We start from the raw sequence: 13,821 nt of genomic DNA on the forward strand, positions 1-13,821 counted from the left end.
AAGGTAATTTAGCAGTTAGAAATTACAAAGAATTTCATAAATGAGCTCTGAATAGTCCAGGTGGACTTGGTTCCTTTATCAAAAGAAATAATGTCTCCAGCACTTACATTAACAGCATTTCCACCATCAATCTCAATTGATAAAGATCCTCTGATAATGTGGAATATCTCGTCACCAGGAAATTCATAGTCAAATGTCATTGGCTCGCAACGCCATAAACCTGAGTAAGTAGGTGCGCCGCTTGAATTCTCAGTCGTTAACCAGTGAACTTCACCGGCTTGTTTGTCACCGACCATAAACGGTTCATAATTGTTAGTAGATAAAGTAGATTTAGTATAATCACTCATATAATAGGCCTTAATTTATTTGGTTAAGCATTGAATAATTTTAGCATTATTATTCAATATTGCGGGGACGTGATCTTTTTACTTGGTAGGAATTTACAGCTACTACTATGAGTTGATTATGATTCAATTCAAAAATTGCCCTCTGGTCATATGATTGTGCTAAATCACATGCTTGTTCTCGACTAATTCCATGTACAGCAAAACTCTCATCTTGCCAGTCATGATTAGGTGAGCTAACAATTACTGGCTTGATTTCAGCGGAATGATTTTTAATGTCAACAAGCAGTAATTCATTTCGACATCTATTTTCATAGAAACTAAAGATCTGGTCGAAGGGATTATACGCTGTAATTATATGGATTGGGCAATCTAATGGTAGAGAATTTGAATTAGGGCCAGACCATATGATTTCTGAATCGTAAATATGGGAAGCTGTGTATTTGTCCCATATTGAGATAGTCATTTAGTAAGTTAACATGTGTGACATTGTTTGATTCTGGCGGCTAAAGAAATAAATTTCAATATTATTGCTCGGCAGATAAAATAGTGGCTAGCAGAGTAGAATAATATTATTGATGATATTTACACTCTTACATGTGTTTATCTTTTGCCTTCTTGATATGGTTTATTACTAACTACAGATACATCTTCTGCATCACACTGCTGACATCGGACCTTGGATTTAGGTGTGTAGTCTAGGTGTACAGTTTCAAAGGGTGTTTTACATACGCCACAAACGCATAATAATCTGCTTATTTGTGTGTCGTATTCTTGGTTATTTAATTTCTGTAGTGATTCCATCTCATACCTTCCTTATATTGAATAATGACAACTATATTATTATGTCTGTTAGCTTATTTTTAGTATTACTATATTGAATACTAGCTGCCATATATTGCTTTTATATTTATCTCAGTAATTTATCATGAGCAAATGGGAAATTTCGTTCATTACTTCTCAAATATCACTGTTTGAGTTCACATTTAGTAACATTAGCGCTGGTATAGGTTAATGTGATGATTGTGCTTTATGGGACACAGCAAGATGCTATTTTTTCTTTGCTTTTCGTAGTTGCATGAAATATAAGGTTTTAGTTTTCTATTACAGTGACACTAACCAATAGCATAATGCATAAAGTTATTTTATATTATATGTCGTGTTTATTCATTGTTCTGATGTTATACCTAGATAATACAATTCAGACAAAGTAAATTTATAAAGGAAAAGTGAATGTCTCGTTTAATCTTAAGTGTATTAGTGTTTGTAATAAGTATGTCATTTGTCTACGCCGATGATATTTTGATATCTAAAGCGGCGCCTGATGCTAAAGTGTATTTTATTCAGCCAGCTGATGGTGCGGTAGTAGGAAAATCATTCGTGGTTAAATTTGGATTAAGTGGAATGGGGGTTGCCCCTGCGGGTATTGACCGCGAGCATACTGGACATCATCATATTTTAATTGATTTGGAGTCTCTTCCTGATATGACTAAGCCACTTCCAGCGAATGACAATGTAAAACATTTTGGTGGCGGCCAGACTGAAACAATGCTCACTCTAGAGCCAGGTACACATACACTTCAGTTACTATTGGGTAATCACCTTCATATTCCCCATGATACGCCTGTGATGTCTGAAAAAATTACCATTACAGTGGAATAGATTATTCCACTGTATCTTGAGATTTATTTGCTGAATTAAAAAAGGCGGCAAAAGGTTTGCCGCCTAAGCTTCACCACCGTGCGGTGGCCCCATAACACTGTGTAAAAACTACATCATATGCAGCTTTCGTATGCTTACCAAACTAATGCGCCACCAGTTTGGTATTCAGTAACACGTGTTTCAAAGAAATTCTTTTCTTTCTTCAGATCTAATACTTCTGACATCCAAGGGAAAGGGTTTGTTGCCCCTGGGTATTGCTCTGGCAAACCAATCTGCGAACAACGGCGATTGGCAATGAACTGAAGATACTCTGCGAACATGTTGGCGTTTAAGCCGAGTATGCCGCGTGGCATGGTATCTTGTGCATACTGAATCTCTAGTTCGACAGCATCAGTAATTAGCTTAATCATTTCCTGTTGGAACTCAGTGCCCCAAAGATGCGGATTTTCCACTTTGATTTGATTGATGACATCAATACCGAAATTCATATGCATGGATTCGTCACGCAAGATGTATTGAAATTGTTCAGCTACACCTGTCATTTTATTGCGACGGCCCATAGAAAGAATTTGCACAAAGCCGACATAGAAGAAGATACCTTCAAACACTACGTAAAATGCAATTAGGTCACGTAGTAAACGTTGGTCCATTTCTGGTGTGCCAGTTGCAAAGTGTGGGTCACCCAAGCTTTGTGTGAAAGGTAAAGCCCATTCAGCTTTCTTAGCCACTGCAGGGACTTCACGGTACATATTGAATACTTCGCCTTCGTCTAAACCAAGTGATTCAATGCAGTATTGATAAGCATGTGTATGTACTGCTTCTTCAAATGCTTGGCGTAATAAGTATTGACGGCACTCAGGGTTGGTAATGTGTTTATATACCGCTAACACTAAGTTGTTAGCGACAAGTGAGTCAGCTGTTGAGAAGAAGCCTAAGTTACGTTTGATAACTGTACGCTCATCTTCTGTTAATCCATCAGGGTCTTTCCAGAGTGCAATATCTTGCGTCATGTTGATTTCTTGAGGCATCCAATGGTTAGCACAGCCGTCAAGATATTTTTGCCAGGCCCATTCGTACTTGAATGGTACTAACTGGTTAAGGTCTGCACGGCAATTAATAATTTTTTTATCGTCAACACGAATACGCGCAGCACCCATTTTAATATCCTCAAGCCCAGTTGCGCCTGTGGATTCAGGTTCAAGCGTAGTGGTGGCAGGAGCTGGGATAGTGTCACTTAACGTTGTTACTTCAGTACTAGCGATGTCTACAGGCAGGTTGGCAATAGCGTCTTGTTTAGCAGAATTTGCTTCTGCTAATGGGTCGTCCCAATTATGCATTTAGTGGTTCTCCAATTATTATATGATAACGAAGAAGCATTCTTGCTATAGCTGCAACAATGCTGTCTCCTATTTAACAGGGCGCTTTTGGCAACCCTTCTCCTCTAGTTGCGTTTCCGCAAATTTTTATCTACCGATTTATTGGCAAGCTTCGCAATCAGGATCAAGCAATGAACATGCGCTAGGTGCGCTACTGCCATTAGCTTGAGTGGTCTCTGACTGTTGTACTGCGTTGAGTTTGCCTTCCTGGTGATTTTCCATGGTGCTCTTCTCAACGTGAGTAGCGCCCATAGAACGTAAGTAGTACGTTGTTTTTAATCCGCGTACCCAGGCTAACTTATATAGGTTGTCCATCTTCTGTCCGGAAGGCTCAGCCATATACAAGTTAAGAGACTGCGCTTGATCAATCCATTTTTGACGACGTGATGCCGCTTCAATTAACCAACGTGGATCGATTTCAAATGCAGTTCTATAAACATTTTTAACTTCGTCAGGGACGCGATCAATATTTTGCACACTACCATCGTAGTATTTAAGGTCATTGATCATGACGTTGTCCCATAAGTTGTGTCGCTTAAGGTCAGAAATTAGGTAGGGGTTAGAGACTGTAAATTCACCCGATAAGTTCGATTTCACAAATAGATTTTGGTAAGTCGGTTCGATGCTCTGAGTAACGCCGCAAATATTAGAAATAGTTGCAGTGGGTGCAATTGCCATAGTGTTTGAATTGCGCATACCAACAGATTTCACACGTGTGCGCAATGAGTCCCAATCTAGACTGGTAGAGTTATCTACCTTTAAGAAGCCACCACGTTCTTTCTCTAATAGACTTACTGAATCAATAGGTAAAACACCTTGTGACCATAATGAGCCTTCATAAGAAAGGTAAGCGCCTCGCTCAGCAGCAAGGTCAGTCGAAGCTTGAATTGAGTAATAACTGATAGTTTCCATTGATACATCTGCAAACTCAACAGCTTGCTCGCTTGCGTAAGGAATGCGTAATTTGTATAGCGCATCTTGGAAACCCATTAGGCCTAAACCAATTGGACGATGACGCAAGTTTGAAGTGCGTGCTTTATTAACACTATAGTAGTTGTAGTCTATTACGTTATCGAGCATACGAATTGCTGTGTTAATAGTTCTTTCTAATTTTTCATTGTTCAGCCCATTTTCTGTTGTATGAGCGGCTAAGTTGACTGAGCCCAAATTACATACTGCGATTTCATCGTCGGAGGTATTTAACGTGATTTCAGTGCACAGATTAGATGAATGCACTGTGCCAATATGCCCTTGTGGTGAACGGATGTTGCAAGGATCTTTAAAAGTAATCCACGGATGACCAGTTTCATACAACATGCCTAACATTTTGCGCCATAAGTCAGCAGCAGGAATTCGTTTGTAGTTTTTCAACTCACCGGCATCCGCAAGTTGTTCATACTCACAGTAGCGAGTCTCAAATTTCGCGCCATATAGGTCATGCAAGTCAGGTGTGTCGTCAGGCGAGAATAATGTCCAGTCACCTTCTTCGCTAACACGCTTCATAAACAAGTCTGGAATCCAGTTAGCGGTATTCATGTCATGTGTACGACGACGGTCATCACCTGTGTTCTTGCGTAGATCTAAGAATTCTTCAATATCTAAATGCCAAGTTTCTAAATAAGCGCACATTGCACCTTTGCGTTTGCCGCCCTGGTTAACAGCAACAGCTGTGTCGTTTGCTACTTTAAGGAAAGGTACAACCCCTTGAGATTTGCCGTTAGTTCCTTTGATGTGAGAACCCATTGAGCGAACGCGTGACCAGTCATTACCAAGACCGCCAGCAAATTTAGATAACATGGCGTCATCCTTAACAGCATCAAAAATACCGTGGAGATCATCAGGCACAGTGGTGAGGTAGCATGACGATAACTGTGGTCGTAATGTACCTGAGTTAAACAAGGTTGGTGTAGAGCTCATAAAATCAAAAGAAGACAATAAACGATAGAATTCAATAGTTCGTTTTTCTCGCTCTATTTCATTAATCGCCAAGCCCATTGCTACACGCATAAAGAACACTTGTGGTAATTCTATACGGGTACCTTCTTCAGTATGAATAAAATAGCGGTCATAGAGTGTTTGCAGGCCCAAGTATGTAAACTGGTAATCTCGAGCAGGCTCTAGTGCTTTACCAAGTGTTTTTAAATCGTAGTCTTTAGCTAGTTTGGGATCAATTAGCTCAAGCTTTGCAGCTTCTTCGATGTAACGCTCAAAGTAGATCGCGTACTCGGTGTCCATTTCTTTCTGAGTGGCTTGACTGGGCTTGCCGTTGATGTGGCTGAGAGCTTCGCAGCGCAGATTATCTAATAGTAAACGTGCAGCGACATAGGTGTAATTAGGCTCGCGTTCGATGAGCGTACGCGCGCTCATGGTGACTGCCATGGCGACATCCGTTTCTGGCACGCCGTCATATAAATTGCGTAGCGTCTCGTCAATAATAGGTTGTGCAGAGACACTATCAAGATCGCGACAGGCATCTTTCACTACACTTGTAAGACGTTGAATATCAAGAGGTTTTACCTGTCCTGAGAGGGTTGTAACATTGATTCTATTGGTGTCAGATGTGGTTGTGGCAGAGTCGTTTGCTGGCTGCTGCTTTTCTGCACGTTCCAATGCGCGGCGCTCACGGTAAAGCACGTAGTCACGCGCAACTTTATGGTGTCCTTCTCTCATAAGCGCCAATTCCACTTGGTCTTGAATATCTTCAATATGGAATGTGCCGCCATCTGGCTTATTGCGCGTTAGTGCATTTTGAACATGAGTTGCTAGTTGATCTACGAGGTCATGAACACGAGTAGAGGCAGCCGCTTCACCTCCTTCTACTGCTAAGAAAGCTTTTGTCACAGCTATTTTGATTTTATCGCGGTCAAAACTAGTGACTTTTCCATTACGACGGATAACGCGGTACTGTCCAGGTGCAGTTGACTGTAATTCAAGCTCACTAGGGGCATCTGCGAAGGGTGCAGCATGGCTATTTTCTTGAGATGTAGTTGTATTATTAGATTGCATTAAGACTCTCTTGGAACTTTATGATTATTTATAGGTTTTTTTATTTTCAAAGGAGCGACATTGCATGCCTCCCAACCGAGGAACACTATAAGTTGAGGTAGGATGAGTCGTCAACCCCAATATGTTGTGGATAGAGATGTCAGTAAGCTGTGGATAACTTGTGTAATAGACAGCTCCAAATAAAAATAATGTGTACTATCGCGTACTTACAATTTTTAAGTAAAAGTAGCGTGAGCAAAAAATAATTGATTTCATCAAATAGAAATTTTTTATTAACTCACTGAGCAAAAATTATTATCAAAAAGGGATGACTAAAGTGCCATGAAAGGGATTCACGCACGAACCGAAGATCCGCACACAAAGCGTACAGATTGGAAAAATTTAAGACGGCTTTTTCCATATTTGTGGGAATTTCGTGGGCGCATACTCCTCGCGCTTAGCTGTTTAATTGCGGCAAAAGTCGCCACGGTGGCGGTTCCTTTGGTGCTTAAACATATCGTCGATTCGCTGGATATGGAAAAGATTGCTCTGCAATTGCCAATTGTATTGTTGTTGGGTTATGGCGCGTTGCGTTTGTCTACTGGATTATTTAACGAACTACGAGATGTGTTTTTTGCGCGTGCGCGTTTTCATGCTATCAGACGATTGTCTTCAGAGGTGCTTGATCATTTGCACCAGCTGTCTTTGCGCTTTCATTTAGATCGTCGTACTGGCTCTGTGACTAGGGATTTGGAACGCGGTACTCAAAGCCTCAGCTCTCTATCTAATTATTTTGTATTTATTGTCATTCCTACCATTTTTGAAATCGTCTTAGTGACAGGCATCTTATTTAGTTCTTATAACGTCCAATTCACATTGATCACACTCAGCACAGTGATTGTCTATGTTGTGTTCACAGTGTTGTTTACTAACTGGCGTATGCACTACCGCCATTTGGCGAATAAACTAGATTCGCAAGCGCATTCGCAAGCCGTTGATAGTTTGCTTAATTATGAAACGGTGAAATATTTCAATAATGAAAAATATGAGGTAGATCGATACGCCAACACGTTAAGTGATTGGGAACAGGCTTCTGTAAAAAGTACTTTTACGATGTCGTTGTTGAATTTTGGGCAAGCAGCGATTATTGCATTAGGAGTCACTGGAATAATGATATTTGCCGCACAAGGCGTTGTTGTTGGCGATATGACGATTGGTGATTTAGTGTTGGTCAATGCGTTAATGCTACAACTCTTTGTGCCTATGAATATGTTGGGTATTGTTTATAGGCAAATTACATATTCACTAGCAGATATGGATTTGTTGGCTAAGCTGTTAGAAGAATCACCAGAAGTGCAGGATAAACCTAATGCACGTGCATTAAATATTAGTGAAGGTGCTATCCGTTTTGACAATGTCACTTTCTCTTATACTTCCGATCGCAAAATACTTGATCAAGTATCACTAGAGATTAAGCCAGGGCAAAAAGTCGCAGTGGTGGGTCCTTCAGGTTCTGGTAAGTCAACCATTGCGCGGCTATTGTTTAGATTTTATGACGTAAGCCAAGGTAGTATTACTATTGATGGCGAAAACATTGCGAACTGCAGCCAAGATAGTTTGCGTAGTCATGTCAGTATGGTGCCTCAAGATACTATGTTATTTAACGAAACCATTCGCTTTAATGTTCAATACGGTAATCCACTTGCTAGTGAGGAAGAATTACAAGAAGCAGTGTTGTTAGCGAACTTGGATAAGCTAATTGCTAAGTTGCCACAAGGCCTGGATACAATGGTGGGTGAACGAGGCTTGAAATTGTCTGGTGGAGAAGTGCAGCGGGTAGCAATTGCACGCGCAATTCTTAAAAAACCAAACATTATTGTATTTGATGAGGCGACCTCTAGCTTGGATACAAACACAGAAGTGGCAGTGATGAAGGCGATTCGAAAGGTGACTAAAAACGTTACGTCATTAATGATTGCGCATCGATTATCGACGATTATTGATGCGGATAAAATTTATGTGATTGATTCTGGCAAAGTAGTAGAACAAGGTACGCATACTCAACTACTTGCGGGTAATCGGTTATACTCACAGTTGTGGGCATTGCAACAAAAAGATGCTGAGCAAGAAAACCAATAAATTAAAACCATGAGTGAAAATCCCGAACTACTTGATCTTGATAATGGTGGCGGTTGCGCCAGTGATGAGCCATTCGCACTCCGTGTGCTTGGCGATAGTATGGAACCAGAGTTTAAAGATGGCTGTATTATAATTATTGATCCTGCAGCCAATGTAGAAAATGGCAAGTATGTAATCGCTGAAGTTGATGGTGAATATATTTTTCGTCAATTCGCTCAGGAAGGCGAAAAGTTTTTTTTACAACCGATTAATCCTGGTTATAAATCTATTGAAATTGAAAGTCCAAGTGTTGTACGTGGGGTAATTACACAAAGAGCTGGCGCTAGAAGAACTTACCACAAGCATTACGACTAGACCTCTTTGTAATTCCTATTAGAAAAAGATTGACTTAATACCATTTTGCTATTTTTGATAGCGATTAAAAAATTTTACGTATAGAAAAAATATTAAAGCATACAACACGATCAGAGATAATATTTGTTCTGTATTAAGGCTGGGGATGTTAACAGTAACTACGCTTGCTAAAATTAATCCAACAAGTGCGAATCGGTTTCTTTGCCATGGTTTCATATCTGCTGCACCAATAACGGTTAATGATTAAAAATTCCTGCCATATAAAAAGCGCCCCATACTAGTGCGACAATGATGACAGCGCTAGCAAGTAAGTAACGCATGATTTTCAATATGTAAATTGTGACTAAGAATTATCGATTATATTGACGGGTTAGCACAAGTTATACATGTACAAATAGAAAAGCTTGCTAATTAAGCCTGCTCAAAACAACATAGCATGAGATGTATTTTCTGTAATAAGCAAGATAAATTAATAGGTTAACTTGCCTGCGGTCGTAGAATTTCTTCAGCGTAATCAGCATCAACTAGCTGGTTTTGTTCATCAATCAACGGTTGGTCATAGTCGTTCCATCCACGTAATCCTGTCTTTAGAGAAGCGGCATGTTCGAAACCAAGTTGCTTTAACGTGTACGCGGCCATACAGCTGCGCTTGCCCGATCGACATATGACTAAAACAAATTTGTCGCGAGCATTGGCAAGTTCAAGATTTGTTTCGTCGTAGCCTATTTCTGAAGCTGCTTCAAGAATGCCACGAGGGATATTAATTGCGTTGGCAATGTGCATAACATTGAATTCTTCTGGTTCGCGCACATCAATTAATAGTAATGGTGTATTGTTATCCAGTTTTTGTTCAAGATCCCAAGGCATTAACTCGATAATATGCTCGGCTGCTTCAGCGACCAGCTGATCATATGTTTTCATTAGATAAACTATTGTGGCTTTTTATTGGCGCGCAGTCCTTGCTCTACCGCAATCACTGCGGCTTCAACACGTGAGTGAATATTCAATTTACGCAAAATAGCTTTCACGTGTAATTTAACCGTGCCATCAGAAATGCCTAAATTTCTAGCGATAACTTTGTTGCTTTGACCTTCAGCTAACAGACTTAAAATTTCTGCTTCTCGAGGAGTTAAATCATCAATAGGGCTAGGCTCGGATTCTAAAATTGGCTCACCTTTAACTACGCGCGCTAAAATTTGAGTCAGGTTAGGCGCTACAACTGTCTCACCTTTGACAATCTCTCGTAACGCGGCAACGACATCATCAGGTTCCATGTCTTTCAATAGGTAGCCTTTGGCTCCATTTCGTAATGCTTCAACTAAGTCGCGTTCGTCATTACTGGTGGTAAGCATGGCAATCGGAGCTTCAAATTTATTTTGTTGCAATTGCTTTAAGACTTCTAATCCAGAAAGACTAGGCATACGCATATCCAGCAGAATAATATCCGGTTTTAGTTCTTGTGCTAATCGGATGCCTTCATTGCCATCACCTAATGAGCCAACAACATCGATATTATGGCGCTCTAGTAGGCCTTGTAGGCCATCTCTAAAGAGAGTGTGATCATCAATAATCAGTACACGTAGATTAGGGCTCATGAGTTATTTGGTCTTCTGTGGTCGTGGATGGTTGGTTACCTGTAAATTCTAAAACAATTCGCGTGCCTTCGCCTGGTTCACTTTCTACGGTGAATTCTCCGCCAAAGCGCTTAGCACGGTCTCGCATAATGGATAATCCGATATGTTCTCCGGAATGATAGCTTGTTTGTGGCTTAGAAAAGCCAACACCATCATCCTCAATTAACACTTTGTAGCTGTCTTTGCTGCTGGTGCACATCATAATACGCACATTCTCAGCATCACTGTGTTTTCTGATGTTAGTCAGTGATTCTTGAATTATACGCAGAATATGGAACTCTGTTTCTCCTGGTAAGTTGGTTTCTGGCCACTCATTTTGGAAAAACACTTGAATTTCATCATTAACCTGGCGAAAGCGGTCAATGGTTTGTTCCACTGATGCAATTAGGCTCACTAGTACTGTCGGAGACCTAAAATGAGCAATTAGTTCTCGAATTTCGGTATGAGCTTCATTGATAGAAGCCTCTATTCTTTCCATTTCAGCCCAAGTTTGTTCATCATTGCCTTGATGCAGAGTTTCATCCAACACGCGCACTTGAAAGCGAATACTCGTCAATGTCTGTGCAAGTGAGTCATGCAACTCATTAGCAATGTGAGTACGTTCTCTCATAATGGAGAGTGAAGTGGTTTCTTCGTCAAGGTGAGATTTTTCAATTGCGGCACCTAAGTGACGACCGATACTAGTAAAAAGCTCATCAAAATCTTCGAAATCATTCAGCAAATTTTTATGCACATAGAAATTGTAGGCACCTAGTAATTTTTCTTGATACTGTAAAGGCACCACTAGTATGCAAATTTTTTCGTCACGAAAATATTTTTTGCAAAGCGCGTCATTACAATCAATAAGTTTAATTTTTAATATGCTAAAGCCATCTTCTTGGGTGTTGCTTGAATGATTAATTAAACAATGTCTTGCATGTTCGGCAATAATTTCTTCATTGCTGTTAATGTGTGTTAGTAAATCCACTTCATCGTCATCGTTGACAAGGTAAGCAACAGCGGCTTGTGCATCGATCAGTTCGGTCATATTAAAAAGAAACTGGCTTAGTAACGAGTTAACATCTCTTGATAAGTTAATGCTGTTGGCGACATCGTATAAAATAGAAAGAGAACGCGTTTTTTGAGCAATGTGATTGGTGTGTTTCTGTACTTGTGTTTCAGCATTGGTGGAGAGTGATTGCAACATTTCACCAATGAACTGTAGGTCTTGGTAGATGTGGACATAGTCGCCAATTGGTTTATGAGTAAACTGTGCGCCTAAGTCGCCAGCACGAATCATTTGAGTCCAATTTTGAATGCGTTGAGCAGGAATGACATAGTTTGACCATAAACACCAAAATGCTAATCCAATTAGTGCTAAGCCTATGCATAGAAACCATAGAGACCAGGTAGTAATAAAAATACTGCTTACGGCCAGACTTAATCCTGACAACATGCTCAAAATAGGCAAGTTGATAAGGCTGTTTAGTTTTTCTAGTGTAGCGCGCACAGAGTAAGAATTAGCTATAAATATCTATAACTGTTGTGTATTAGTCTTTAGATGAATCATTAGGTTTGTAGTTGGGGTCATTCGGATTGAGAAAAACAAAGTGAAACTGCTTAGGTTCCAATTCAGCATAATCCACGACGGTGCCCTTTAATAACTCATAACTAGTTTTGGCGATGACAATATCAATGCCATTTGAGTGATAGTTAATATCTTCACCATTTGCATTGCCAACATCATCGAACCCCATGCCATAATGAAATGAGCCGTTGGGCTGAACTGTAACAGCAATACGTAAAGGTAAATTGTCAGTTTGTGATTCAACAGCTGATTTTTTCACTTGCTGTGCTGCTGTTTCGGTAATTGATACTTCATCCATAGTGTGTGACTTCCAGGCGTTTTATTGGCAGAGTTATTATTATGCCTATTATACCCGGGTTCTTGTGTTTAAGCCTATTTGGATTGACAGGATTCGATAAAATTCAAAAATTTTAGAATCCAGGGATTATGTGTGCTGTGACGTTGATGGGCATAGCATGCAAGGGTATTGTTTATTCGAATTCCATCTTGCTTGTTTTGAATGCCGTTGCCACGAGAGACATCGAATACCATGGTGCAGCCTTGCTTTAAACCTGACAAATGAGAATAGTGAAATTCATGAGCATTGATAAGTGAGGGAGAGCTACAAGGCCAAAAAGCATTTTCATTTTCTGTGAACTGGATGTAACCACGGCCTTGAGCTTTTGATGTCATCACACAATTTGCGTCAATAACACCGGCCATAGCAGCATGTGTGCCTTGATAGTGGATATTATTACAAAGATACATAAGTCCGCCGCATTCGGCGTAGGCAGGCAAGCCTTGTGTGAGTGCATTATAAATTTGATTGCGCATGGATTGATTTTTTTCTAATAGATGCATGCACTTTTCAGGGAAACCGCCGCCAATGAAAATTGCGTCAGCGTCAGGTAAGTCTTTGTCATTTATTGTGTCAAATGGAATTAATGTCGCTCCAAGTTTTTGAAACATTTCTAGATCATCAGGGTAGTAAAAACCAAAAGCACAATCTTGTGCATATGCAATACGCAAATTAAAAGAAGCAATTGTTTTTTTAGAGGGTGAGGGTACATTTGGAATTGCGGAGGAAATTCCAAGTAGTGAATCTAGGTCTATTTGCTCAGCAATAATTTTTGCTAGTGACTGCATTTTATCAATCGCTTGCTGGTCTTCGTTACTTGGAATTAAGCCTAGGTACCTTTCCTCAAGCGTTAAAGCGTCATTACGGTGTACGGCGCCAAGTACTTTTAGGTCTGTGTAGTGCTCGACAACTTGGCGCATTTTTTTTTCATGACGATAGCCGCCAACGAAATTTAATATTACTCCTTGAATGTTAACTTCAGAGTCGAACTGCTGATAACCTAATAATAAAGGTGCAATGCCACGAATAGTACCGCGACAGTCCAATACGAGAACCACCGGTGAATTAAGTAATTTGGCTAAAGCGGCGTTACTGTTGCTGCCATCTAAATCTAAACCATCATATAGACCTTTGTTTGCTTCAATGATTGAAATATCTGCATCTGTACTTTTGTTATGAAAAAGTTCTAATATTTCTTGATTTGATTGCGTCCAGAAATCTAAGTTGTAACAGTTGCGTTCTGAAGCTGTTGCTAACCACATTGGGTCTATATAATCCGGACCTTTCTTAAAAGGTTGGACAATTTTATTTTGCCCACGCAACGCAGCACAAATTCCTGTGCTTATAATGGTTTTTCCGGAAGATTTATGTGCGGCGGAGAAAAGTATCTGACCCATGGCGTAGTATGTTTTAATGAGGTCCA

At 40.1% G+C, this 13,821-nt stretch carries 13 protein-coding genes; 3 read left to right on the forward strand and 10 right to left on the reverse strand.

Going from position 1 to position 13,821, the window contains the following annotated elements; translation table 11 throughout:
* Positions 1 to 8: 8 nt before the first annotated feature.
* The 3 genes from R8G33_10950 to R8G33_10960 all read right to left on the reverse strand — a co-directional run bounded on the left by R8G33_10950 (position 9) and on the right by R8G33_10960 (position 1,148).
* Positions 9 to 347 carry a cupin domain-containing protein gene (locus tag R8G33_10950; GenBank protein MDW3096181.1) on the reverse strand — a complete coding sequence of 113 codons (339 nt, stop codon included), beginning with the start codon at positions 345 to 347 and terminating at the stop codon, positions 9 to 11.
* A 49-nt stretch (positions 348 to 396) separates the two neighbouring features.
* On the reverse strand, positions 397 to 810 hold the full coding sequence (locus R8G33_10955; protein MDW3096182.1) for a DUF3293 domain-containing protein: 414 nt from the start codon (positions 808 to 810) through the stop codon (positions 397 to 399).
* 137 nt (positions 811 to 947) lie between these two features.
* Positions 948 to 1,148 carry a hypothetical protein gene (locus tag R8G33_10960; protein ID MDW3096183.1) on the reverse strand — a complete coding sequence of 67 codons (201 nt, stop codon included), beginning with the start codon at positions 1,146 to 1,148 and terminating at the stop codon, positions 948 to 950.
* 429 nt (positions 1,149 to 1,577) lie between these two features.
* On the opposite strand from R8G33_10960, the gene R8G33_10965 reads away from it, so the two are divergent.
* Positions 1,578 to 2,006, forward strand: a complete 429-nt coding sequence (locus R8G33_10965; protein MDW3096184.1) for a DUF4399 domain-containing protein — start codon at positions 1,578 to 1,580, stop codon at positions 2,004 to 2,006.
* Positions 2,007 to 2,140: 134 nt separating this feature from the next.
* Here R8G33_10965 and R8G33_10970 read toward each other — a convergent pair whose 3' ends face one another.
* Together R8G33_10970 and R8G33_10975 are read right to left on the reverse strand one after the other, a co-directional pair.
* Positions 2,141 to 3,343 (reverse strand): ribonucleotide-diphosphate reductase subunit beta, encoded by a 1,203-nt coding sequence (locus tag R8G33_10970; GenBank protein ID MDW3096185.1) that lies wholly within the window; start codon positions 3,341 to 3,343, stop codon positions 2,141 to 2,143.
* A gap of 138 nt (positions 3,344 to 3,481) precedes the next feature.
* A complete protein-coding gene (locus R8G33_10975) occupies positions 3,482 to 6,388 on the reverse strand; it encodes a ribonucleoside-diphosphate reductase subunit alpha (protein MDW3096186.1) in 2,907 nt (968 codons plus the stop codon).
* Between the two features lie 321 nt (positions 6,389 to 6,709).
* Between R8G33_10975 and R8G33_10980 the strand changes: the two genes are divergently transcribed.
* Positions 6,710 to 8,506 carry an ABC transporter ATP-binding protein/permease gene (locus R8G33_10980; protein MDW3096187.1) on the forward strand — a complete coding sequence of 599 codons (1,797 nt, stop codon included), beginning with the start codon at positions 6,710 to 6,712 and terminating at the stop codon, positions 8,504 to 8,506.
* Positions 8,507 to 8,515: 9 nt separating this feature from the next.
* Positions 8,516 to 8,860: a S24 family peptidase gene (locus R8G33_10985; protein ID MDW3096188.1), complete on the forward strand. Its 345-nt coding sequence runs from the start codon at positions 8,516 to 8,518 to the stop codon at positions 8,858 to 8,860.
* Positions 8,861 to 9,337: 477 nt separating this feature from the next.
* Here the strand turns inward: R8G33_10985 and R8G33_10990 are convergent, their stop codons facing one another.
* From R8G33_10990 to R8G33_11010, 5 genes are all read right to left on the reverse strand, one after another.
* Entirely contained in the window at positions 9,338 to 9,781 is a 444-nt protein-coding gene (locus tag R8G33_10990; protein ID MDW3096189.1) for a rhodanese-like domain-containing protein, read from the reverse strand.
* Positions 9,782 to 9,789: 8 nt separating this feature from the next.
* A complete protein-coding gene (locus R8G33_10995) occupies positions 9,790 to 10,455 on the reverse strand; it encodes a response regulator (GenBank protein ID MDW3096190.1) in 666 nt (221 codons plus the stop codon).
* Positions 10,445 to 11,983: a histidine kinase gene (locus tag R8G33_11000; GenBank protein ID MDW3096191.1), complete on the reverse strand. Its 1,539-nt coding sequence runs from the start codon at positions 11,981 to 11,983 to the stop codon at positions 10,445 to 10,447. The genes R8G33_10995 and R8G33_11000 overlap by 11 nt, the downstream gene beginning before the upstream one ends.
* 40 nt (positions 11,984 to 12,023) lie before the next feature.
* Positions 12,024 to 12,359 (reverse strand): iron-sulfur cluster biosynthesis family protein, encoded by a 336-nt coding sequence (locus R8G33_11005; protein ID MDW3096192.1) that lies wholly within the window; start codon positions 12,357 to 12,359, stop codon positions 12,024 to 12,026.
* Between the two features lie 74 nt (positions 12,360 to 12,433).
* Positions 12,434 to 13,795, reverse strand: coding sequence for a cobyrinate a,c-diamide synthase (locus tag R8G33_11010; GenBank protein MDW3096193.1), 1,362 nt, complete (start codon positions 13,793 to 13,795; stop codon positions 12,434 to 12,436).
* Positions 13,796 to 13,821 lie beyond the last annotated feature (26 nt).

This window comes from Gammaproteobacteria bacterium, from assembly GCA_033344735.1.
GTDB lineage: Bacteria > Pseudomonadota > Gammaproteobacteria > UBA4575 > UBA4575 > UBA1858.

Bases quoted from the DNA above. Each gene is read 5' to 3' on its own strand.
- R8G33_10950 (MDW3096181.1), bottom strand. From the start codon at position 347: ATGAGTGATTATACTAAATCTACTTTATCTACTAACAATTATGAACCG.
- R8G33_10955 (MDW3096182.1), bottom strand. From the start codon at position 810: ATGACTATCTCAATATGGGACAAATACACAGCTTCCCATATTTACGAT.
- R8G33_10960 (MDW3096183.1), bottom strand. From the start codon at position 1,148: ATGGAATCACTACAGAAATTAAATAACCAAGAATACGACACACAAATA.
- R8G33_10965 (MDW3096184.1), top strand. From the start codon at position 1,578: ATGTCTCGTTTAATCTTAAGTGTATTAGTGTTTGTAATAAGTATGTCA.
- R8G33_10970 (MDW3096185.1), bottom strand. From the start codon at position 3,343: ATGCATAATTGGGACGACCCATTAGCAGAAGCAAATTCTGCTAAACAA.
- R8G33_10975 (MDW3096186.1), bottom strand. From the start codon at position 6,388: ATGCAATCTAATAATACAACTACATCTCAAGAAAATAGCCATGCTGCA.
- R8G33_10980 (MDW3096187.1), top strand. From the start codon at position 6,710: ATGAAAGGGATTCACGCACGAACCGAAGATCCGCACACAAAGCGTACA.
- R8G33_10985 (MDW3096188.1), top strand. From the start codon at position 8,516: ATGAGTGAAAATCCCGAACTACTTGATCTTGATAATGGTGGCGGTTGC.
- R8G33_10990 (MDW3096189.1), bottom strand. From the start codon at position 9,781: ATGAAAACATATGATCAGCTGGTCGCTGAAGCAGCCGAGCATATTATC.
- R8G33_10995 (MDW3096190.1), bottom strand. From the start codon at position 10,455: ATGAGCCCTAATCTACGTGTACTGATTATTGATGATCACACTCTCTTT.
- R8G33_11005 (MDW3096192.1), bottom strand. From the start codon at position 12,359: ATGGATGAAGTATCAATTACCGAAACAGCAGCACAGCAAGTGAAAAAA.
- R8G33_11010 (MDW3096193.1), bottom strand. From the start codon at position 13,795: ATGGGTCAGATACTTTTCTCCGCCGCACATAAATCTTCCGGAAAAACC.